Raw genomic sequence first — 26,646 nt, forward strand, 5'->3', positions numbered from 1 at the left:
AGCCAAACGTCATCAACTGACTAGACTCGACCACCTGGTTATGGCGCAGACCTGTGATATCCACTCCACCAGACAAGCTATTTTCTATCACGCTATATTGGCCTAGATCTGTGCCATTGAGGGCTAAATCTTGGCCTTGCTCTGCCACCGTCAGCCATTGCCATGCTTTGGTTTGCATCGCAACTAATGGCAGCTCATCGTGACCATGCTTAACGCTAATGTTACCGACTTGATCCGCACTATCTGGTTGATAAGCCATCGGGATAATTGCGCCTTGTGTATAGTTTTGGCTAACAACAGGCTGAGAAAGCTGCCCTTGGGTGGATGCAAGCCAAGAAGTGGTTAACAAGCTCTGCTCAGAGCCAAAATTAACCTGTGCAGTATCACCGAGCAAGGCATATGGCACGCGCCAACATGGGCCTGTGCAACCCTGCTGAACATGACTCGCCAGTAATTGCTGATCTTGACCCGCAAACCACACATCTCGCCAGTGAGTAAGGGCGTGACTCGACGCTATTTGCCAACCAAATGGCGTGTTGGTGAGTTGCCATTGTGGCAGCTGTTGATCAAGTCGCGTGATTTCACGACGTAGCAATTGCTGATTATCTAACGTCCAAGCCGCTTGATTTGCAAAGGCTAACTCGCCAGAAGCATTCAACCAACCTAGCACCTGTTGCTGCCATGCCATCCAGCTATTATTCAGCGTTGCGAGCTGAAGCCAAGCTATCTCACCATCCCAAACAACCGTTTGCACCGAACCTAATAAGGTCGTTTGCGCTCGTGGTGTAAAGCTCAACTCAGGTGTGAGTGAGTAACTGGTTAGGGCGAGCTGTTGCCAAGTAATCAATTGATCTTGATGTACAGCAAAGCCATCAAGCTCAGCCGACATTTGCGCAACAAGGCTCACCGCAGGGAACCCTTGCTCACTTAGCTGATACCACAATAGTTCACTGTCTGTGAGCACAAACAAGCCACGTTCACTATTTGCTAGCGCTTTAATGGTGCCATTCACGGCGGCAGATACAGGCTCAAACAGTTGATTATTTTGGTAAATGTAAGCAGATACCACCTGGCCTTGTTGCCACCAAATAATATTGCCCGTGTTACCGATTAACTCGCCAGCAAAGGCTTGCTGTAGCTGACCTTGGCTCGAGTGTACCAACAGCTGGCTTTGACCAGCTTGGCTGACTTGTGCAACCACAAACCCATGATTGGCGGATAATGCTTCCACCTTACCTTGTTGAGCTTGGAGCAATACATTAGATAGATCTCGGATCTGATAGCCACCATTGAGGCGGTTTTCGGCCCAAACGGGCTCACCTTTCGCATTAAGCTGTAGCAGAGAGCGCACTTTGCCCGCATCAGTGGCTAATGGCAGCTCAGGCGTGACCGATTGCCAAGGCTCACTGAAGTAAGCTTGTTTCGTAAGCGTCTTCGTCACCGCGTTTTGGTTACCCGCTAAATCTTGCAATACCCCAGTCACAGCGAGATCGTCGCTGGTATTAGCCACGGGTATTATTTGCGGCTCAACACTGAATACTTGCTCAGCATTGCCATCTTTAACCAAGTTATATGATTGGGTACTGTAATCCGTCATCGCCTCAGGTTTTGGCTGTGCCATATACACGCCTGTACCCGCTAGTACTAGTTGATCAGGATATAACTGCAAATTAGGTTGCTCGGTGATGCCAAGATCGGCCTTAGCATTCAAGTACACGCTCGTGGTCACGGGTGCACCTTGATAGCTCGCCTCGGCGCGTAATACGATCACCGCGTCTTTGCTGACCTTAGGCAAGCCTAGGCTGACATCCACCAACAGGTTCTCTGCCGAACTACGCTGCACCACGAGAGGAGCAGGATTCAGCGGATGATCCGTCTGCGCTGCCACATCAACGTAAATCGTTGCTTGATCTAATTCACTTAGCATCAGTTGTAAATCAAGGGTTTGTCCAGCAAACACTTGCTGCCCAGATTCAAGGCCTAAGATCTTAATGGTTGGCAACGCCGCTTCGGCCTCGTAAGGCTGTAGCTGTAAGCTGGCAACTTCACTTTGCAGGCCATTGAGATCCGTTGCTCGCGCCGTCACAATGACAGGATCGAGACGATCAGCCGGTAACGGCCAACGTAATAAGTTCGTGTTTCTTAATTGCTGACACTCACCCGCAAGCTGGCCTAGCGCCGGCGCATCGACACAGATTTCGACGAAGTCGATACCAAAGCCATCAAAGGCTCTAAACAAGATATCGAGATCCTGTCCGCGCGGCACATGGGTATTGTTAGCCGGCGCTAAGAAGCTAAACTCTGGCGCGGTAGCATCAGGGTTTAGCTCATAACTTTGGTTAAACTCAACTGTGTTTTGCAATGAACTTTCGCCAAACGCAGCGCGCACCTTAACAGGGATCGTCGTCACACCAGACGCAGATAGCTCAGCTAACGCCGGTTGCTGGGCGGTGACCACAGCCGCCGCAGAGGCGCTGTCGTAAGTTGCCGTCAACCAGCGACCACTATTATTCAGTTGCAGCCAAACTTGGGTGATCAAGGCCGTATCACCAGTAAAGTTAAGCTTAAATTGAGTCACTTGTTTTTCTTCTACTGGGGATGGCGTCAGCTCCATCGCTGGACGGAGCTGGCCATCTTCCAGTTTGATCTCGGCACTAGCAACAGGGAAACTAAACACTTGCTCAGACCAATTGCGGCCATCACCCACCCTGACCTTGATGGCCAGCTCGGTAATGGCGCCAGTCATCAATAACTCAAATTGACCCGCCGTGGCTTTTTGCCAGTTAGTCAGGTAACTCAACCCATTGTCACCTGAGATGCGGTACTGGTAAGTCAGTTGTTCACTTGCTTTGTAATTATCCACAGCATTGATGGCGAGCCAGTATTTTCTACCTTGTTTAAATTCACTTGAGTCGGTTAAGGCTTGACCTAAACCCGAATCAAACAGGGTGATTTGACTTGGCGCGAGTAAATCTTCAGCTTGCCAATCAAAACGGATTTCGCCGTTTTCGGCATACTGATTATTTGCCACTGGGTTACCACTTAAATCCGTCACTCCCTGAATGCGAACTTGATAACGCGCATTGGCAGCAAGACGCACATTGTCTTTCGGCGCCAAGCGCAATTGCTTGCCATTGACTTCAAGGGCGCCGAACTGCGCACTAACATCTGTGGTTGAGCCCGCTTGCTGATAACCAAGATCGATTCTGCTGACGTTAAATTGAGCTTGGTCACTCACCTTAATTAGCTCAGATGCCGTCATAATCAAGGCCGCACTTTCTGACATCGCCTGTGTTAATGTCATCTTTGGTAAGCTGGTATCAACTGCCGTTAAGCTCACAGCAGAGCGCACAACTTCGCGGCTCACTTTGTTGACTAACGCAAGTTGATAACGTTGACCCACTATGCCTACAGGGCTAACAAAACTTAAGGTATCGCCAACCAGGTTAAATTTAACGCGGTTCACTTGGCTTAACTCTGTGCCTTGTTCCGCAGCCACCCAGTGCGCATCAAAATCAGCAGCGCCACCCACAATTTGAGCGGTCACGGTATCGCCACCTAGGGCACTGATCGTGGTCGCATCTGGACGCGTCGACACCAGGCTGGTGATCTCCAGAGGCTTGGTGACTTGGATTGCAGCAGGTAACACCATCACGCTGTCAGCGGAACGTAATTTCAGGGTGTGATATCCAGCAATGTCCAAGCTGATATCTAAACTGATACGCTGCTGGCTTGGCTCGTAGCTAAATTGCCCTTGGGTGTATTCCAACTCAGATATTTCAATTCGCTCTACCTGATCTAAACCATCACCTAAGATGTGCAAAGTACTTGGTTTCGATGCTACTAAGGTGCTTGGCGATAACCAGCGCACAGCAGGTGGATTAACACCAAACTCATTACTTGCAACCACTATCGTAGGCAAGTCAAAGTGCACCTTGGCACCTATCACCTGAGCTTGATAATCCCCTTGCAACTTAACTTGATAAGGTTCGGCAAGTTGCCACAACTGACCATTGGTGTAACTCAGTGCGCCTTGTTGGTAATGGGTCACCCCTGTTAACGTATCGGCTTTTTGTAGCGCGGATACGGCGATTGAGACCGTTGACCAAGCAGAGTTATCCCCCGTAACCGCCAGGGTGAGAGGCTGATTCTGCTCGCCGATTCGACGTGGGTAAACAGCGTCAATATTAGCAACAGGGATCGCGACATTGGTATAACGTCCGCCATTATTCCAAGCGAGGGTACCTTGATGCCAATTAAAGCTTGCAGCACCTTGACTTAAGTTCGACTCGACTTTGATTGTCGCCAGCGCCTTAGCCACTAGCTGGTAACTTTCTTGGCCCAAGTTCAGGTCGTACAGCGTCAACACGCCGCCTCGAGCAACTACCATCAGTTCACCCGACATACTCACTTGTCGCCAAGCGGACGGTAGCTCAAGTGCGCCAATCAAGGCATATTGACCAAACTGCAATCCATCCCGATGAAGCAGCTGCATTCTGTCTGCCGCCAAAATAGCAATGCGATTATCCTTGACTAATAAACCGCGCACCGCCGATAAACTGTGGTTATATTCCGCCGTTAAATTCGCCAGGTCATCAACCGAGCGAACTTGTAAGCTGTCACTGTTGAGTAGATAGATCTGTCCTGCAGAAACCACATATTGCACTGTTTCAGCCAGATCCACATCAACCACAGGTTGCCATTGCTGCGCAAATACTTGGCTTTGGTATAGCGTGTTCGCTGCAGATGCAAATAACTTACCCTCGGTAAGGGCAAACTTATCCAACGCTAAACCAGATAAGTTATTTAAGGTATTAACCAGCTTAGGCGCATAGGCCGTGGTCATATCGTACACGTAAACATCTTTACGACTTGCGCCTACCAGTACGAGATGATGCTCATCGAGTAACGCCGTCACCATAGACTCTGGCGCAATAAAGCGGGCTATCTCTTGTGGCACTTGACCCACTGCTCGGCTGTAAATGACAACTTGACGTTGCTTCAGCGTCACCATCAGGTTGTCATGATAGGCCACCTGCTCAATTTGACTCAGGCGCGTTCGCGCGTTAAGCACCGCACTCACAGAGTTATCTTGGGCTAAGCTAGTTTGCGCAAATTGCTCATTACTTAAGCTAATTTGCAATGTGCCTAAGTGATGGTCCGGTAACTGGAATGCCAACATGTCATGTTGTACTAAGTTAACCAGCTCTATCTCTTGGTTATTCACCTTCACCCGTGTCATGGCCGCTAAACCATTACCGCGAATGGCTAACCAATCTCCGGCATTGTAAATGGCTTGTTTTTGCGTCGCCTGTAATTGGCCTTGTTGTACGTCATATAAGCCAATTTGTATTATCTGTGGATCCGTAACATAAGTAATGGCATTGGCCATCACGGCGGTAAAGTCGCCATTGGTCACCGCGATACCCGCCACCTTATTTTGCGCAGGTTTGTTAGCTAGTCCCGGCACGCGAAGCTGAATTTTATCGCTGGCCACAGAAATAATGTCTTGCTCTGGCACCTTGATGCCGCCAATAAGCACCTGACTATCTTGGCCAAAGCCACTACCAAACACACTCACTTCTTGGCCACCGCGCCAGTTCACCGTGTCATGGCTAAGTGCCACCAAAGTCAGAGCCTGTGCTGAACTTGCAATCACCGGCCAGGTCACCGAGCGAGACAAGTTCTGTCCATGCAGATCCGATACGCTTGCGTCCACATGAACTCGGTATTCCTTACCTGCTAACAGCGGTGTTCTCGGCAAGATATATATGCTCGCGCCAGAGGCGTTAACCTGTTGAGTCAGGATGACATCTTGCTTAACCCCATCTAACGTTAAATAGATATTACCCGCTTCAAGAGAGGCGCTATCGAGGATCCGATTGAAAGACAATTCGATGGCTTGATCTTTCGCTAAGTAACCAGCCGCGCTTGGCGTAAAGCCAGTTAAGGCAAACTTATCGGCCACCACGGTTGCCAACGCACCGCCTAGGTGAGCAATGTTTTGCTCACTGCCAGTCGCAATGGGGTTTTCAGTAATCTCGCCATTTAGGAATGGGTAAGCGGTACCGGCATAAATTGCCTTATCGCCTTTCACTAGGCTCGTTACATTACCCGGTAGCGAGTAGTAATCCATTAAAGCGGGCGTATTAGTGGTCGCCCCATTGAGCCAATCACTGATATCGTATTGCTGGATATCGCCCTGGCCGGCGGCCACCAACAAGGTATGACCCAGCACTTGCATCTGCTGTACATTGGCCGTGGCATTATTGCCCAACAGGGCTAATTTAATCTCACCAGCCGCAGGCCAATTGTCGCCTTGGTTCAATAGCAATTGAATACTTGCACTTTCGGCATTCGCCACCAATAAACGGTAGCCATCAGTCCAAAATGCACCCGGTCTGATTTTCGAGCCCACGCGATCAACAAGGTTAACCGTTTGTTGATTACGGTAATCACCACTGAGCAGCTCTATGGCGCGTAATTGGTGCTTGTCAGCCAAGCTATACCAAAGTTGGTCTTGCAGCAGGAACACTGCACTTGGCTCGCCACCTAAGTAATTCTTGTCGAGCAGCATAAGCTGGCGCAACGCACCATTTTGCCAACGGTAGACACTGATCCCGGCTTTTTGAGCCACAAATACATTATCACCGGCCACCAGCATATCCGATGCCGAGCTGACTAGGGTTGTTTCTTGTAGCAGTAATGGATCCGCAGCTAAACGAACGTCGAAACTATAGAGTTTATTGCCCCCTAATAAGTACAGCTTGTCTTGTTCTTGCATGAGCTTAACAAAACCTTTTGGCTGTAACTGTACTTCAAAGAAGTAAGGCACACTGCTGTTGGCAATCTGCTTTTCAAGTATCTTAGGCGCCACGGGGTCGGAAATATCAGCCAGAACCAAGCGTCCATTTTGACTCGACAAGCGTTTAACCGTTTGTCCTTGTTCATTGACCAGATCTAAATCACCGCCCGTTACGGCATAAACCAGCTGTTGATTCAGTGCAAGGGCCGCGATTGGGCTTGATTTATCTGAATCAAGATCAACCTGACCCGTGCTTGCTCCGGTGTAATAATAATCAGGTTGGTTAGCACTAACTTCATTGTCAAAGCTAGTATTGATTAAGGATACCTTGGTCTTACCAAAGCTGCCCGACGGCGCGATCACCCTCGCTTTGGTCGCTGACAGCAACTGTAAATTGCTGGCTAGGCTGTCACCGAATTTCACCTTCATGCCATGGCTAAAGCCACGACCGTATAAATACACCCAATTGCCCCCTCTTAATGGGCCACTGGCTGGGGAGATGTCATCAAGCTCAATTTTAGGCAGTAAGGTGATGGCACCGAAATAGGTATCGGCTAAACCACTGGCCAGTTTTTCCACCGTCACAGCCAATGCCCCTTCACTGCCTGCAACCGGCAGATTAGGCATGGTGAAGTGGATCCCTTGATCTGTCACCTTGGTTAAATAATCGGTTGGTACTAGGGTGTTACCGACAAATAGACGGATCTGTGCTGCATCCGTGCCAAAGCCAGAGCCAACCACCACACCTTGCTCACCTTGCTCGCCATGGAAGTATTTATTGACCGCGACATCATTGACTAAACGACTCACACCAGTAATCTCTGGTTTAATATCGCTCGCAAAGTCATATTGGTATGAAACCGGGGCCGTGAGGTAATGGCCGTATAAATCCGTCAAGGTTTGATTTAGGCTTAATGTTAGCTGACCTTGATAATTGAAATCAGGTGCAAAACTCACCTCGATGAACCCGCCCGATAATCGGTTACTTGCTTCAACTTGGTAAGCGGATTCCACTAACGGATTTTGGCTCGCATCCAGTATTGATAGCGCGCTATTTACAATAGACGGATCTGTATTGATCAAGTTATTAAACTTAATTTTAATGCGGCTATTTAGGCCTAATTGGGCACCGGATTGATAGTTAACGGAGGCCACCGCTAAGTGCTCAGCACTGCTCATTTGCAGACCTTGCTCGGTTCCTACCCACAAGGCACCATCGCTACTAACAGCGCTGTGCGCAGCGTTAACCTGCTGCCACGAACTCAGCACTAATTCGTTGTCTTGCTCCACTAATTGAAGTAGCTCGCCATTAATCGTTAGGCTGACCAACCCAGCGGCAACCTGTAGCGAAACATTCGATTTGCTATTTAGCTCTCGCTCAATTGGCCAACTTTTCACTGCTGCTTGACCGCTAAAGTCGGTGATCACACTGAGCCACAGCTGCTCTTCAACCTTATGGACGACATACAATTGCTTATCCAACCAAGCCAGCTGTAATGGCTCGCCGACTAGACCTGAGCCTTCGCTAGCAAAGTTAATTTGATTAAAGCCAGCCGCAGGCGCTAACACATCGGAAGCAAGGTTGAAGAAACGAATGTAACCCGATTGTGGTTTTGAAGCCGCCACTGCCAACACGGCAAACTCGTGATTAATGGCGACATCTTGCGCTACATGATCGGGCAATAATCGCTGTTCAATCACTTGTGGCTGACGGACATTGGCCACATCCACTGACACTAACCCTGAGCCTTGTGCAGCTAAATACAGCATAGCGTCGGCCTTAGCCATACCGGTAACGGCATTCGCTAAAGGCAATTGGGCCAATCGCAATGGCACCTGTCCATTACTGATGTCATAAACTTCAAGACCAGCCTTCATCAAGAAACGATTACGCCAATTTGGGGCCGCGCCTGATTTCACTCCGACAAACAGCTGGTTGTCATCAACAAGCATGGCTCCCGCCACCATTGGCGGATAATTAGGCAGATCAATGCTGACACTTTCACCTTGAGCGACAGAGATTTCACCCACAGGGATTTCTTTTACGCCGCTACCATCAGGTAAACGCAGCAGCACTTGATATAAACCAGGCTGTGGCACACTCGGTAAGGTAAATGAAATACGCTGTAACGAGGTGACATCATCTTGTAAATCTATGGTCTGCTGTGACTGCGTGCTATCAAACGGAGTCATGCCAGTGTAAACCTGATAGTCACCCGTATTGGCTTTTAATACCACTTTCGTTCCCGGCAAGATAACCTGCTTGGATGCCGTAACTGTGACACTCGGGTTACTGCCATTCTCAGCAGAATCCGGCGACAGCTGCCAGGTGATAGACTCCCCTTCTAGGGCATCCGCCACAATGATCGCGCCATAAGCATACGCATTAAATGGCCCATCACTCACTCTTAAGTGATGCAGTCCTGCGGCCAGTGGTAGCCCATCTAAGGTACCTTGAGGTATTTCTAAGGTATTGCTATCAAGCCAAACATGGCTTACCGGATAATGGTCGACATAAACCTGTAACCCTTGTTCACGGAAATGAGCTCCTTTAAGCACAATGGCATGCTGCTCGCCTTGGTAAAAACGCCCCGCTTCAACATGATCAATCACAGGTTGAATACTGGTTTGATTCGCTACACTAAAGCCCAGCTGATAGGGTGCCCATAAACCTGTTCCGCGTAAATTACTGACATCGGTGATCTTGAGACGGTACTGTCCTGTATCACGAACAAAAGACACGGCAATCGATTGCTCATCAAGGCCGATGACATCCGCATTCACCTTACTCCATTCGCCTGTGCCAGCATCACGGCGCTGCAATTCATAGCTAACCGTTGTGGCATCAATGGCTTCGTTGAAGTGAATGGCTAATGGCGTTTGCTCGTTGGCAGCCAAGTAACCATCAGCCTCAACCGAAGCCGACGTCACTAAGGCAGCCGGTAATTCAAATACACGTAGCCCTTGATTGGCGGAAACCGCAAACAAGGAGTGTTTGTATATCTTGGCATCCTTGATGGTTTCTTCATTACCCGCCGAAATGATCCGCGGCGCTAATGGCTCGCTAATATCAACAAACAATACCCCTTGCTCAAGAGCCACCATTAGGGTTGAGCCATAAAGGGATAATTTAACCGCGCGGCCCATCTTACTTTGCAACGCCTGATCCAATGCAATACTGGCTTTGGTTGCAGGGTTATTAAGTGCGATGATCTCTATGCCTTTATCCGCGAGGGCAACGATCAGATAATCACCATAAACCAAGATATCTTGCGGGTTAGCCGCAAAGCTAAACTCAGCCGTTAAGTTGTGATCATATAAATCTATCGCGGTCACTTTACCCGCATCTAACTGATAAGCCGGTTTAAGTGAGTAGTCACTACCTGGATACCAACCACACTTGACCGGATCCCAAGCCATTGCGCCATTTTCACCGCCAGCGTACAACCAACGGTCGCTGCGATATAAAGCACGGCCTTGTAATAAGGGCAGCTGTGAAGTCATCACCACAGGATCGTTTGGATCAACATACGAGGCAACCGCCACGCCATGTGACCCATATTGAGCTTTTTTGACACAACCATTGCCTTCGGCACTGCTCGCCACTGCCAAGTTGGCAAAGACACTGCTTCCCCATGCTTCTAATGCATCAACATAGAAGTTGTTGAAACTCAATTTATTAAGCTGGTTGGTCCCATTTTGTTCATCAAAATTAAACCGCACAATACCGTCGGCACCACCTGCCAAGTAAAGGCGCTTATTGGCGTTACCTTGATTACGCTCTAGCACCAATTGCGGCGCTAAAGAGTCAACGGAAATCGCGCCTAAGTCGGCTAATGTCAAGTTAGGCGATAACAAGTCCAGTTCAGCAAAATTGAATTCGCCGCCGACGAGCTCAGGTTTTAGCGGGTCCTGAATATCAATAGTGGCTAGGCGCTGTGCTTTCGCCACAGGCAATTGCTCAACTCGGGTCGTCGCACCGTCACTAAAGGCACTGATTTGCCCACTGAAGTAACCACCACCAACGACGGCAACACCGGTTTCATTATCAATTTCAATATGCTCAGGACTCACTTGATATAGAGTCTGATGAGTATTTTGATTTAAGCCATAACCAAAGCCAGCCTCACCCACTAATTTAGCTTGGTTACCGTAACGATCTGATGCACTGACATCGACTTTGCCAGACGGACCGCTCGGCGTGACCACTCTGATCTCTGTGGTAGAAAGCACTTCAACTTGGCTTGCAGCGAGATCACCAAATTTGATGTTCAAGCTATCGGTCACAGAGCTTCCCGGCTCAAAACCTTGACCATAGATCTTGACTTGGGTACCACCGATGGCAGGTCCCCAACCGGGCACAACCTGTGTCAGCTTAATGGCATTATCGACCATCACTGCGCCCGCTAATCGAGTTTGATGCCAAACCCCAGCCACACTGTAACTTAGGGTAAGATCGTATAAGCCAGCCTCGGCCATCGCAGGGACGTTGACCATCAGGATCAGGTTTGTTTGGCTCTCGCCCTGTTCTGAGCGTGTCACCGTCAGGGGTTGATCTGCCAATGTCAGCTTGATCTTCGACAGATCATTAGCAAGACCTGACACCGCAACCTGAACGGTGGCCGGGTTGTCACGTTCAATTCGACGTGGGAACACAGAAACAATCTCAGCCGCTTCACTGCGCTGACCTAAGTAAGTCAAGTTAAAGCGCTGCTCTCTGGCTAATTGATACAAGGTCAAACGTGAACCATTATTCAATAATTTATCACTGCTTATACCTGCATCAACCACGAGTGTAAGCCTTTCACCTACGCTCACCTTGTGTAACTGTTGAACCGCTAAGCTCAGCTCGATGTCATTATTATTGAGCAACACAGTGACCGGTAAAGGCTCGCCATTTTCTTTATAAAGCATGGCTTTATTAGCGTTATCAGGATTGGTGTCGATTGCTTTATTAAAGCGCACCACAACCTTAGCTTGCCCATCAGGTTGACGCTGAATAATGCCATTTTCTGGGTAGACAGAGTGAACCTTTAGAATAGCGTCGGGTTGTGACTGCACCACACTAAATTGACGACTGTCGACACCGCCTGCAAAGACACCATAATCACCCGCCGCCAGCACTTTAAGTTGGTTACCACCATAGGCTTCTAGCTCTGCAACAACAGCCGGCTCAGCTGGCAATGAAATATCTAAGGTAATAAGACCCTTGCTACCTGCTGCTAGGTATAGTGTGTTACCGACAATATCCAGATCATAGATCCATCCCCACTGATTGTTGCGATACACCACTTTAGCAGCAGCGGGATCGTGAATATCAACCACGATGATCCCTTGCTTACCCGCAGCAATATAAGCATGCTGCTTGTGTACTCTCACCTTAGTGCCGGTTACTTGTAGTTGCGACAGTGTGCTCAAGCCAGTTTTGGCACTCTTAGTGACCAAGGCAAAACCTTTCGAGCTTAAGTTCGTTTCGTTATCGAACAACTGGTTTTTGCCGTAGTTGAAATCACCACCTGTCATGGCATAAATGTCCGCAGCCCCTGCTGCAGTAGGCACTTTAGCCGCAGAAAGCACTGCAAATGACGTGGCTGGCATATACTGCTCCGCCAGGTACAACTTACTGTGTAAATAGCCATCAATCAGACCTAAGCCCGCGTCTGCCGCAGCCACCATTAAGCGCTGGTTGGTAATCGCGATTTCTTTAACGCCTTGGCTTGCAAGAGGCAGCGATTTCACTAAGACAGTTCGCGCAGGATCCAATTTATCAAATGAGTACAAGAACACTCGAGCTTGCTCCGCACGGCCTTGACTATCGAGTTGAACCGCACTGACAAATACACGATCCATACTTTGTTCAAAGTAACTGGCGACACCCACAGCAACAAAGCCTTGAGGTAACTTAATGTGACTGATCAAGCGATCATCCACACCATCACGATTGAGATCGACCTTGTTTCTTAATTGATCTAAATTCAGCGGAACCTGGTCTGACGCGGTGTAACGTGATGCATCAATATCAAATACCGCAACTCCCTCTTGGCCCAAAGCGGCAAACAAATAGGTTTGTGATGGGTCAATATCGACATCATATACTTCTGATTTACGCTCGTGAGAGATAACACTTTGCACCGGCTGCTGGTAAGTAAATGCCTGCTCCAACACCGCACTCTGGCGGTTATTTAGCTGTACTTTCACATCTACGGTACCGATGCGACCGCCCGGCGTGACCACTTCAACACGTTCGCTGTCTAACACTTTGATATCAGCAGCACTCACAGGGTAATCACCAAACCACACTTGCAATGCTTCGCTGCGGATACCTTTACCCGTTAACAGCACCTTAGTGCCACCGTTAAGGGAGCCTTGCGCAGGGCTAATGCTTTCTAGCTGTAATGCTTCTACGTATTGCAGCGCTCCCACTAACTCGGCTTGGGCGCCACGCTGATCAACGACGCTAATTGCTGCCGCCCCCGGCACGTTTGCCGGAGCCATGATGGTGACATAACCTTGCGCTAGATTTTGCTCCAGTACCTGCGCATCTACGCCAGCCACTTTAACCTGAACATCACCCTCGCCATGCTGCAGTTCAATTTTAACTTGTTCACCGGTGCGCTCTATCACAGCAGGCGTCACTTTACCTATCGTCATCGGTAAACCACCCGCTAAGGCCGTTTTAAAGTTAATTTGATAGTTAATTAAGCCTTGAGTACGACGCGAACCTGCCGCCTCTTTTAAAATCAAGGCATAATGGGTGCCAGGCTTCAAATGCTTAGCCGGCTTGATGCGCAGCACTGAACCATCAATTTGTAAATTAATCTCTTGCTCGATTCCCGCTTCAGAGCCATCGACTTCAATTAATTTCAGGTATGAGTCCAAATCAGCTTGTGAGCCTAACGCTTGGCTAAACTGCAGCTCTAACTCGTTATCGGTTAGGAAAGCCATTTCGCCATTGTCTGGATAGCTAGCGACTAAATCCAATATTTGGCTATCAACCAAATTAACCACCGCGTGCTGGTTATCCTGATAGAAAACCGAATAAGCAATCACACCATCTTGGGTGAGTACGATCGGATCTGTGCTAGCAAACCCAATCTTGTTACAACCTTGCTCTTCCACCATGGCATCCAGTAAGGATACTAAGGCTGGATTACTGACATCATAGACAGAAAGGTAGGCATCTAGGTCGCCCTTACAAACAAACTCGCCACTGTCATGACGCGTCAACCCAGCAACTAAGGTGCGAGTGGCTGAAATACCTCGTTTGGCGCCTGGAATGGTAAAGCCAAATTGACGCAGTTGTCCCTCTGCTTTGAGGTACTCAGGCTTGCTTGCATTTAACACCCGAATATTGTTTTCCAACACAAATTTGTGCGGCTCAAGTAAGGCACTGCGGCCCGCAAAATTGCCTTGGCCAAGTTGCGGCGTACCGGGTTGTGTTAAGTCAAATACCAGACGCTCCCCAGATTGGGTGGCCAAGTGTAGGTAGCCTTGCGAAACTTGCATATCTACCAGCGCTAAGGCTTGAGTGCGTCCCTTAATAACACCTTGTTTGAGCACCTTAACCAACACAGGCTGAAGTGGGTTTGACACATTAATAATGGCCACCCCTTGCGTTGCCGTTGCCGCCAGTATTAATTGATTGACCCCAGCCAGCATGCTGATGCTTTGATCGAATGGCAATGCTAACGCATAGCGATAATTGCGCAGCTTCACTTCCCCATCTTCACCTTGTTGTGGCGTTAGGCTGGTTTCTTTGTCATAAACAAACAGCACAGTTTGATCATCAAACTCGGAATCCACAAGCGGGAAGTCGTAACCTCTTGCAGCAACATAGACTTGCTGCTGATGCAAGAGTAACTTAGTTGGGCTCACGTCTTGGGGCAGGTTGTAGTATCCCAAGCCATGACGTGGTGCAGCGTTAGCCAGATCGTCCTTGGCATACTGCAATAAACTGATCCAACCTGGCACGTATGTTTCTTCAATCAATCGAACATCCGTTAAGCTCGATGGATTCTCACCTTGATGGCCTCGACCCAATACGTAAAGTAGCCCCAACTGCTCATCGGCAGCAATATCTTGCACTGTACCCGGTGGTAATTTGGCGGGGTTGAGTAAGTGATCATCAGCCTTGTCTAAATCAACATGTGGGCTAGTCAGGATTTGCTTATTGATACCAAGTCGGCCATAGAACAAGGCGTTGGTCTTAACAACACGATTACCTTGCTGATCAGCTAACTCAATATCAACAAAACCACGATAGCTACCGCCCACGGCAAAATCAGCAACGTGCCATTGCAGTTGCTCGGCACTCACGAGGTTCAGCTTGTCACTGTCTAATGTAAACTTCTGCGCTTTTGATTTATCACCCGATGGCCAAGCCGTTAAGGTTAAGCTTGAATTAAAACCTAAGCCGGTTACCACCACCTGATCATTGGCATTTTGCTGATTCGTTCCCACAACAGCAGGTGAAATATGACTAATTTCTAAGCCATCGACATAAATAAAGCCGCCCAATACCGTATCTGATAGTCCTGCGCTGCTGGTCATGACCACCGCCGCTGAGCCCGCATAGTTAGCAGGTGTGATCACGGTAAAGACAGTGCGTTCGCTATCTTGATTGACAGAGTCAACAACCGCAGGACGGTTACCTATGGTCACGACACTGTCTTTGTCGAAACCGCTGGTCGTAATCAATAGACGTGTACCGCCACTAACATGGCCTAAGTTATTACAAGTATTGTTGTCCGTCTCAGTACAAATTGACACGATGTCGGGCGTCACGACATCCTGACCACGGGTTGTAAAGCTAAACTGATAATCACGCGATAACGGGTTACCTGACATCGGCGTTAACCCCGCCTTCACCAATACGGTATAAACCGTGTTTGGTTTAAAGCTAAAGCCTGCCTGTGGCGTCAATTGTAATTTGTGTTGATGAACTTTATCTCCTTCGCTGACAAATTGAATTGCCACGCGATTAACTAAGGTTTCACCAAAGGGTAACTCTCCTTCAATCAGCTCAATTTGGCTGGCATCCGGCAACGATGACAATAAGTGAGAGAAACTCAGCTCAAGCTGACTGTCTAGCGCGACACTCACCGCATCCATCACAGGATAATGGGTAAGTACCGTTAATTCAGGTAGCTCTAATCGATTAATACCCGATTTACCCGCAGCAATCTGCACCCCATCACGCGCAATGGCAATATCCGTGATGGCAAAGTCCTCATTGCTCGCGTGGCGATTGATCATGACAGGCGTGGTCGCATCAATGCCGACTTGTGCTAGTTTTTGTAAATCGACCACCTCGACTAAACTTTGCGCTGGCATGTCTTCTTGATCGTCATACAGTACAGAAGCAAAGGCCAGGTTGCCCGAAACCATGACATCATAAGCCCCCGCCGCCGTGAGATCTTGGCGTTTAGGCTGGAATTCAACGGTGTTTAAGTGACGTAAATTAAACGGGTCACTGATGTCAAAGATATCGAGTTGAGCTTCTAAACCCACCGTAGGCATGCTGCTAACAAAAAGCTTATCACCCTGGATAAACAAACGATTAGCCACACCTGACGTATCTATGGTCGCGATAATAGGCATACTTGGGTCAGAGGCATCTGCAACCACAACACCTTGCTCTGAAGCCGCAATAAAGGCGTAATGCTTAGCAACCAATACATCACGGGCATAGCCATCGGGTTTGATTAAACCAACGTGATATGGCGCGGCCAAGTTACCTATATCGATCACCTGGATGCCGCCGTCACCATTGGCCACAAACACCAATTGATCTTTACGGAATATGCCATGAACTTGGTCATGTGGTAGTTCAATTCGACCCGCTAACTGATACGGCAAACCGAATTGGAAATCACCATTGCTTTGATTGAAAATCAATAACTCAGCCATTTCATCTTGGTAATACAGCTCACCGCTGCCTTCTGCCGAATTACCTTGATCCCAGTTAGCCTTAATTTCACCTTCCAGAGATGACACAAACGGTGATTGTTCGCCTGAGTTCACCACGGCAGATTTAGCCGCAAACACTAAGTTTTCATCGGCTTGAATGCTGCTAATGGTACCCGCAAAGATTTCTGCACTGCCATGCAGTAGTTCAGAATACAGGAAGTAGTCGCCAGTTTGATCCGATAACGTTTCATCCACGGCGTCAAAGATATAAATACCGGTTCTCGCTTCGGCCAGATCGGCATCATTATTCAATGGCAGAGGATTTTGAGATGACCAAGCCACCACCATGGCACCCGTGCGATTCGCACCACGATATTGATCAACCGCGTTATAGTAAACGTCTTTTGCTAAGCGTTTATCATTGCCATTCGCGGCAAGGAAACGTCGCTCTGACACGTTTAGACCCACTTCATATACAGCTTGTTTAGCCACGGTGTGGTTGGAGGTCACAACGCGATAATCTAAACGAATACGTTCATTATCTTGGTATGAGCGAGACAACACTCGCCCATCACTGAAATCACCATGGTAGATGTATTGGTGAAGCTCAGGTTGACTGAGCGGTGTGGTATCACCTGGCTCACGCGTTTCGTTGCGTAATAAAAATTGTTGCGCAGATGCAAGCTCAACCCACTGTCCGTTAGGTGCTTGATATTCACGCGTCCAGCTCAGCTCAACTTGTTCAACGGCTAAGCCAATATCCTCTACCATGACAACGGCTTTTAAGGTTTCAGCCGTGGTCAATATGTCTTGGTCTATCGGAGACAGTAAGGAAATTTTTGGCACTATGGTGTCATCAACCTGACCTACCAGAATGGTTTGGCTAGCACCGCTTTGGCCTAGTACATCATAAGCAATCGCCTGTACTATCACACCATCGAGCACATCCGGAATGGTTAGATAGGCTTCAAACAAGTGCTCATTCGCAAACCCACCTTGGGCTTGGTTCAGGTTTTGGTAGCTATAAGCGGCTGGCTTATCGTTGATGTAGAACACCACATGATCAACGCCTTTTGGCCCAAGATCGTCAAACACTTCAACTTGAACATGAATCGGCTCGCCATTTATCACCACGGAGCGACCATTGTCAGGCTTAATGATCCTTGCCGTTGGCGCCTTATCTTTGGCAACGTCAAATTGGGCTAATGCCGCCGACATCTCACTGCTATTACCATTAAGATCAATGGCAGCCGCCTTAAACCGAACTTGGCGACCCGCCAAATACTCAGGGACTTGGTAATCAAACTGGAATGGCGCAGCAATGTCTTTGCCTATTAATGTAAAGTGCTCTTCACCCGCTTGATCTACCACGGCAGCATATAAGCTGACTTGGTCCACACCCGACTCAATATCCTTGGCATGAACCTGCAACACAATTTCACGTTGCTCGGTAATGCTTTGCGGCTGCCCCATATCAAAACCGCGATAATCCAATACCTTAATGGCCGTGACTTCAGGCGGTTGGTTAGTCACTAAGCTAAAATTGGCCGACTCATGGGATACATTACCCTTACTGTCAAACGCCGTGACTTTAAATTGCATGGCCGCTCTGTTTTGTGGCTGCCCTAAGTACTTTTCTATGGTTTGAACTGGGATCTTGCCAAAGTGTTTACCACCGAGAATAAACGCCTGATACACCTCTTCATCGGCACTAAATTGGCCATCATTATTTTGATCAGCCAATAGGGCTAAACGCACGGAAGCCACTTCAACGTTGTCATGGACTTCTACTTGATAAGGCAAGGAGCCCATTTCAGCCACTTGGGTATTGACGCCACTCGGTTGCAATAGACGGATCTCGGGTGCGAGCACGTCTTCAGCCACTTTGATCGTCACGGCATCCACACTCGCCACCGTGCGTCCAGCACCGCCTTGTGCAAGCTCAGTTGCACGGGCAGTTAATATGAGATCTTGGCCAGCTTGACCTAAAGGAACATCAAGTAAAAACTCAAACGGTGCAACCAGATCCGTCAAGGTTTGGGGGCCATTGACTAACCCTTCAATGTCCAGTGCAACACTGTCGATAGCAACATCATCCACCGCCGAAACTTGAATATGAAGCTTCTCGCCTTCGGTGAGTTGATGGCCGTTTAATGGCGCGGCAATTTTCACCACTGGCGGCTGATCCGCTACGATCTCTAAGGTAAAGGTTTCACTAACAGAGTGCTTATCAAGATCGCCATACTTGTCACCATAGGTATCGATAGCAGACAAGGTGACCGTCATTTGATTGTTTTCAGGATCAAGGGCTGGCACATCAAGCTTGAACGAATAGGGTGAATTGACTAGCTTTTGGGTCTTAATTTCAGTGCCATCTGCCATCACTGCCTGCATATTGACGTAAGCGACGCCCACGTCATCAGCGGCATTCACGTGAATAAATACAGGATTATTGGCTACCACAGTCGACCCCGGTAAGGGCTCTCTCACATCAATCACAGGGCGCTCATCGGGACGAACCGTGTATTTTCGCGTAATCGATTGTGAGCTAGACGTGTCAAATGCCGTGACTTTAACCCAAGCGTCCGCACGTAAAATATGGTCTACATTAATTCCTGGGAAATAAGCATATATTTCATTTAAGGTAGGAACATGGATCTTTTGCTTATAAACCTTAGTATCTATGCCCTCTGTGGTCAGTGGATTGAAATCCATGGCCTCAATGTCACGAATGGCAGTTAACGGCTGATAATCTGAAGTCAGGTATTGACCATCGCGAGTTAAAATGCCGAATGCGGTGTAAGTGTGTAACGATTCAACTTTAACGTTGTCCACACCAGAAAAAGCCAAGGTGAAATCAGATGCCTCAGTTGGACCGTAGCTAATTTCAGGGCCATTGACTAAAGCGACTGGGGCAATTTCATCGGCAACCACATTAATAGCTATCTTGTGGTCATTCGCATAGCCATCGGAGTCGATAACTTTAATGACTAAATCAGCTTGCTCTATGTTGCGCATCAAGCCAGCTGGCACTGCAAATGTAAACTTACCACTGATGGCATAAGGACTTGACGGTTTACCATATTGCTCAGCGATTTGTTGTGAATACAACTGTTCAAAGCTGTCGTAAATAGCAGCAAAGCCGGTGGCAAATTCAGGTGAAGCGAGTAATTGGGGATCTAGGGTAAATTCTGCATCGGTGATCTTTTGACCCGCAAGCCAAATTTCAAAGCCTGCGTCACCAGAAAAGGCAGAGGTTAACTGGCGATCATCAGCGGCGACAAAGGTCCCTTGTAAACGGATCGCGCCAGCAACAATGGCCTGCCCATCGGCAGGAGAAGTAATGCGGACTTCAGGTCGAATATTGGTCACCGAATGCACGATAAAGCGCTGTGTCGCAACATGGCCATAGCTGTCGGTCAGTTCAACTTCATATTCAACCGAGTCCCCACCGATAAACTGAATTTCAGCAGCCACTTTGTCTTCTAGCAACGGCATTTCAAAGCACTGATATTGATAGGCTTTATTGAACACTTGCGTTCGACTACTGCCATCAGAGGCAAGTTGATAGATGCTTAAATCCGCTAAGCCCGCGTCATCATTAAGCTGTAAATCCAATTTAAAGGTTTCGCCATTACGCAACCAGAACTCACCATAATTAATTCGGCTAACGTCGGTAATGACCTTTTGATATTGCCCATTAACCCGATACGAGCTAAACGCCTTGGTCGCTAATACCGGTGGCTGATTTTGGCTAACAGGGAAAGACAGTGTTTGTCCTTGCTGATTACCGGCATCATCTTGAGCAACGAGGTTGATGCTTAACTGGCCCGCCGTAACCGACTTAGGAACCTGATAAGTGATCTCATGCTGGTTACGATCAAAACTTAAATACCAATCTTTTTTGCTGTTGTTGTTTTCTAGCAAGCTAACATGGCTGATACGCGCATTGTCCGTCATCGCCAGGTCGATTTTCAGCTTTTGAGTTGGCACAACCGCAATCCCACCCGCGGGCGACAAGACATCTAGTTCAGGCGCTTGCGTGTCGGCGAGCAACATTTTTTGTTGGTATGGAGTGAGGGGTAATGCCGCTCGATTGTTTGAGCCAGCATCAATGGCGTGGCTAATTTGGGTAAAGCTGTCACCTTGGCTCGCAACGGGTGCCACGCGCATGAAGTTTTGACTTTGACCGTCTTTGGTATAGGTAAACAGCGAACCTGCTTGCAACCAACCTTGACGGCTATTCTGCTGTTTTATGAGAGTGATGAATTGGAACTCGGGATTCAACCCTTGGCGCTGACCATTGTAGTAGTAAGCTTTTACATCGCGGGCACTGGTGTTGTAAATCTCAAAGCCAGTAAAGGTACTGGGCAGACCATCAGAGCTGATGATCTTAACATCAAGTTGAGCAATTTCATGGCTGAGATATTGCGCGAGGTTTAGCTCAGTCACTTGCTCGGTGGTAATCACCTCTGGGGCTTCACCACAAACATAATTAGGATATAAAGTAAGTTGGTAAGCCACTTTTAACGGCTTATTGCTATACCAGCTTAGGGTTTTGAGCTGGCTTGGTCTGGCCATTTGGGTCAAACGCTGTGAGTCCAGCTTCATGTATGCTTGGCCATTTAACCTAAGCTCACCTTGCCAACCGTTAGCCTCAGGGAAATCAAAACTGATGTTGGGTAATAACTTCCCGTCTTGACTGTAACTTTGCCCCAAGGGATTTCGTTTTGTGTCTACAAACAGGCTTGAAGACAAATGCAGTGCCGAGATAGGCTCTTCTTCATCCACAAAGTCATCATTCACTTGTAAAGCCGCATAATAGGCTTGGCCTTTAAGGAGATCCGTGTTGACAGATTCACGTACCAAGGTTAACTGTGGCAATTGATCTTGAGTCAATTTAACAATGTGCTCACTGGTGGTTTTATTGCCGGCTTGGTCAATGGCTTCAAAATCCAATCTCACCACACTGCCTTGCTCTGGCACTGGCGACAGTGCCGCTAAGTCAAGCGCTTCATCTAGGCTAACGGAATTAACATCCAATCCTGTTCCCGACTTAATTAGGTGCTTGGCTTGTTTCTCTGTGGTTAACCAAATTTGATAACTCGCCAGTGATAAATTGTCGCTAATGAGCACATCTAACTGAGCTTTTTGCCCTTCCACTAACTGAGTATCTGGACTATTTACCGCGATACTTGGCGCCTTGTCATCTGCCAGCACATTAACTTTAATGCTTTCAAAGCGCGTCACATTAACGCCTTTATCAGCGACTTCAACCACTAAGGTAAAGGTGTTACCCGCAAGCTGATACTGCTTAGGAATGGTGAGCTGACCGCTAAATTCGGTTCTAAAGCGGCTGCTAACAACCACCGCCCCTAAAGAGCCAGGATTCGCGACTTTGACCTCTTCAACACTGTCATTACGTCTTAGGTTAGTAACAGGAAAATCGACCGATTGACCTTGTTCATCCACCAAGCTAAAGCGAACGCTGTCGACATAATTTTCATCAAAGGCTAATCCCTTAACCCTAAAGCTTTGGCCTGGATAAAGCGACACATCGGTATTTGGTTGCGCCAAATTCAATATCGGCGCCTTAGTATCATCGACCACATCTAACTCAACGACAGCTTCACCGACTTGCCCTCTCCCATCGGTGGCTCGAACCAAGATTTGAGTTTGCTCAGCTTTCGTCGGCACGCGGGTGGAACCGCTTAGGTACTCACCAGACGCCAATACGTCACCGGTAAAGGCCTTGATTAGGGTTTCTTTGCCATTTTCTTGCAGTAAAAATTCGACCTTGGCAAGACGGCGATCATCCGTTGCCAGCGCATGAATGTTGAGCAACTCACCTTCAACGACGCGACTTCCTGCTGCTGGTGAGCGCACACTGACTTGCGGAGAGAGATCTTGGATAACGTCGTAGTGCCACGCATTTTCTTCGCTGATGTTGCCCACGATATCAGTTGCCTTAACCGCAACCCGCACCTTACCACCTTGCCAATCATTTGGGATGGCAATATTGACTGTCCCCTGCCAAGTTCTCGCCTTATCGGCAATGTCAATTTCACGGACAATAGGATCACTTAATCCTTGATAGCTTAGGCTTAACACAACAGAGCGCAAACCACTATCATCGTTCGCTTTGACCTTAAAGCTGGCATCTTCGCCAGCATAAAGCGGCAATTGGCTACTTGGCGATTGAATAGCAACGGCTGGCGCATTCGCATCGGCGACAATAGGTAAGCGGACTTGAGAAGAAGCCGAAACTTGCCCCTTGTCATCCCAAACGCGAGCAGTAAAGATCAGCTCATCACCCGCATCAACGCCCGTTAACTGCTCTAATTTAATGGCAAATTGCGTGATTAAGTTAGCGCTTGGCACTAAGCCTGATGCCACATCTTGTTGCCATGTTGAGAGTGCCTCGGCCCCTTTTTGCGCCGTTAACTCTACCTTTTGAACTTGACGATCATCACGGGCCACCAAACTCACACTGACCTGCTCACTTAAAAATGCGTTAGGTTTACTTATGCCTAGCTCGACTAATTCAGGTGCTAAATCAGGATAAACTGCAATGGCTGCGCTTAAGGTCGAGCTGTTACCAGCATCATCACTCACCTTAATGGTGACTGGATATAAATCATAACCTTGACCGCTGGTATCACTAAATGCAGGCGCGTTGACAAGCTGTAACACAGAGAAAGCGTTAATGCTGCCTGGAAGTTGCTGTAACTTGATATATTCGCCAGCCAGCGGTTGTGAAGTATCTTGAGTTAAGATCAAGCCGGTTCCAGGTAAGTGACGGATCCCCGTTATTTCAACGCTTTTTGCGGCAACATCATCAAAGCCTGTGATCTTAAATGCAAAACTTGAAGACTCTAATACCGCTGCAGCGTCTTGGCCCGCCAAGACACGGTCAAATGCGGGCGCCGCTAAATTAACCACGGGCGGTGTTTTGTCTTGTCCAACCGTGATCGTCACCACTTGGCTCGTGGCTTCAAGGCCTTCACCATCGATCGCCACCGCTTTAATTTGATAATTCGTAGCTTGTTGTAATTCAGGCGTTTGATAAGAAACGGCAAACGGCGCTTTATGATCTGCGCCGACTAACTGTTCATTCACGTAAAAATTGACTTGCTTAACGCTCACATCATCACTGGCATTGGCGCGTAATTCGATATTATTTCCCGCTACCCAATGACTCCCTTCAACCGGGTGACTCAAGGCCACGCTTGGCGGCTGATTCTCAACAACATAAACCTCAATCGATTCAGATAATTGTAGCTCTTGATGGTTATCTGTTATGGCCAGTTGTAATTTAACCTTCTCACCCAACCAATTTGGCTTTGCTTCTATCGCAAACTGAACATCTTTATTGGCAAACACATATGCGCCTTGCTCATGCAACCAATTTGGCTCAAGAAGTTCTGTACTTTCAATCACTTCACCATTTGCCGTTAACACCACTTTAGAACCGGCATACAAGGTATCATCGGCGATCGAGGCAATGAATTGGACTTGCTGCCCTACGGTCCAGTTGTCACCCGTACTGGGTTGCTTGATGGTAACGCTTGGCTTTTTGTTTTCAACAATCCGAATTAGCCGTGCAGGTACTTCGGCAACGGCACCATTGTGGGCATAAATAATGGCAGAATAGCTCTGGCTAGTTTCAGCTAATGCACTGTTTTTAGTGCGTATATCGGCTTGCCATAATTCATACAAGCTCTCGCTTTGATCATGCTGATTGGGGCGGCGCTCAAACACAGGAAAATCAATCTTGGCCACTTGCATCCCATCTGCGAGCACCTCAACGCGGCTGATACCACTGCTTGATTTAAGGGCTGGCGATTTGATGTCACCAAGTAACGAGCTAATACGAAAACGGAAATAGCTCGACTCCACCACAGTTTGACTGTTCACAGGAAATTCAACTTTATAGTCAGGGACATTTTTTGCCTGACTGGCCGCAACCAACACACTGGCTTCTTGTGAAAGGGCTTCTTGACCTAAGCTGTCTGTGGCCTTAGCCGAAATAATTAAACGCTGACCATCCAATTGTTCCGTAATCGGTAAGGTAAGTTGATAGGGTTGGGTCACCTTCTCACCGATCACCTTGCCGTTTAGATGAAACTGTACCTTAGTCAGTTTGTTATCATCACTCGCTTGGGCATCTATCAGTAAGTTTTCCCCTACGGCCACTTGCTTAGGCAATGACAATAAGACTTGCGGTGGCGCATCGTTGGCGGCAAGCTTTAGCTCACCCACTAAGCTACTAAATTGCTTGTGTCTCACCGTGAGCGACAGATTTTGTGTAGCGCTGATCGCCGATTTAGCTAACAACCCCTTATCCAATTGAAATGACACTAGCCCTTCCAGTTCGGATGGGATCACCACTTCAATATCCCGATTGTCAGCCAACTCTTGACGCGATGCATCATCAAAGAGCACCGCTATATCCGGTAACGGTTGCCACTGGTTTAACGCAGGTAACTCATATATTTGACCTTGATTGACCTCTAACCCGGCAAAACTGCGTGATAAGTCAACGGTTACAGGCACTAACACATCACTTGCTTGCGGATAGCTCACTCGGATAGTCACCGGCGTACCCTTGGTCTCTTGCAGGGGAATAACCTGACCTGATTTGGAAACAAACACATAATCTGGATGAGAGCTGGTGTAAGTGACACCCGAGTTAGAGCCTACCAACGGCATATCACCACTAAACTCAAAGGTGGCGATGGGCAGTAATAAGCTATCTTGAAGTAGGTCGGAGAATAATAAACTTTGCGGTTTAACATTTAAATCAAGCAGTTGCTCTGACAAGGATTCACCAAGAAAGCGAATATCAGATGTGGAATGGCTGTTGCCAGCGCTATCGACGACCGTCGCCTGTAAATACACAATACCATTACGTGATATTTCATCAGCAGACAAATTGCTGCTCAGAACCTGAGACACAACAAAACGAGTTTGCGAATCAGATGTTGGAAAAGTTAATAAAGCCTCGTCAGTACTAACAAAGGCTTTATCTTGTGCTGCTTGTAATACCCCCGACACCTGACGCAAATCAGAAGCGCGAAACCCCGTCAGTCGTGTGCTGATGGCTTGAATATCTTGGTCGTCGCTGGCTTTAAGCTCAACATTGAGTTTTTGCCCATCACCATAAGCTTCAATGGACAAGCCGACAATTTCTATCACAGGGGCCGTGGTATCGGGCTGAAATGACTCAACATAATCGCGGGTGGAGCCATCCGCGAGTGCAACATTGATGGAAGGGGAAAAGACGTCACCGGTTTCCAGCACAAAAGGTATCGCACAAGCATGTTCGGGTAATAATTGTGCATCGGCGAAGCTATATAATTGCTCGTTAACTGTCATGCTTTGCAACTGCCGACAATCGGCAAAAGTGGCAACATAACTAGCTTGCGACGCGCTAAAGTCAAGCTTGCCATTTGCTCTAATATCGATGAATTCAGATGCACTCACAGTCAAACTCAGTGCAGACATAAGAACAGAACAAACAATCGCAAACTTCATAATAACCAATCCATGGAAAACATCATCTAAACAAGCGATACAAAAACCAGCCATCTCGCTTGACCGCCCTTGATGAAAAAAGCGTCACAAAAAAACCTGTAAATTCTACATTATTGACCTTTTTTTGCCAGTTTTATTGACTCTTTTTTTGACTTTTAATGATTTTGTACTAGTTGTGATTTAATTTATTTAAATTCAATTAATTAAAGTAAAATCATTCAAAACTATATACATCTTATTTGCTAACCCTCCCCTGAAAAAGGCTTGATAGACACACGTTTTTCACCTGTTATTCTTTCAATATCAACTCACCTCACTGCAAGCCTCAAAGACCACTTTACGGGTCAATATAGTCAACATACTGCTCTTCAATGCCCTCACCTGAGAGCTGAAAA

Annotated in this window: 1 protein-coding gene (only partly in view); it reads right to left on the bottom strand. The window is 47.8% G+C overall.

Features of this window, described 5'->3' with window-relative positions; translation table 11 throughout:
- Window positions 1-26,251 carry the 5' portion of an Ig-like domain-containing protein gene (locus K6Y21_RS15305; protein WP_233072749.1) on the bottom strand. 18,836 nt of this gene lie to the left of the window's left edge, so the window shows 26,251 of its 45,087 coding nt (coding positions 1-26,251); the start codon lies at window positions 26,249-26,251; its stop codon lies beyond the left edge, outside the window.
- Between the last annotated feature and the right edge of the window lie 395 nt (window positions 26,252-26,646).

Origin of the sequence: Motilimonas eburnea, assembly GCF_021295345.1 — a bacterium.
Lineage (GTDB): Bacteria > Pseudomonadota > Gammaproteobacteria > Enterobacterales > CBDFNC01 > Motilimonas > Motilimonas eburnea.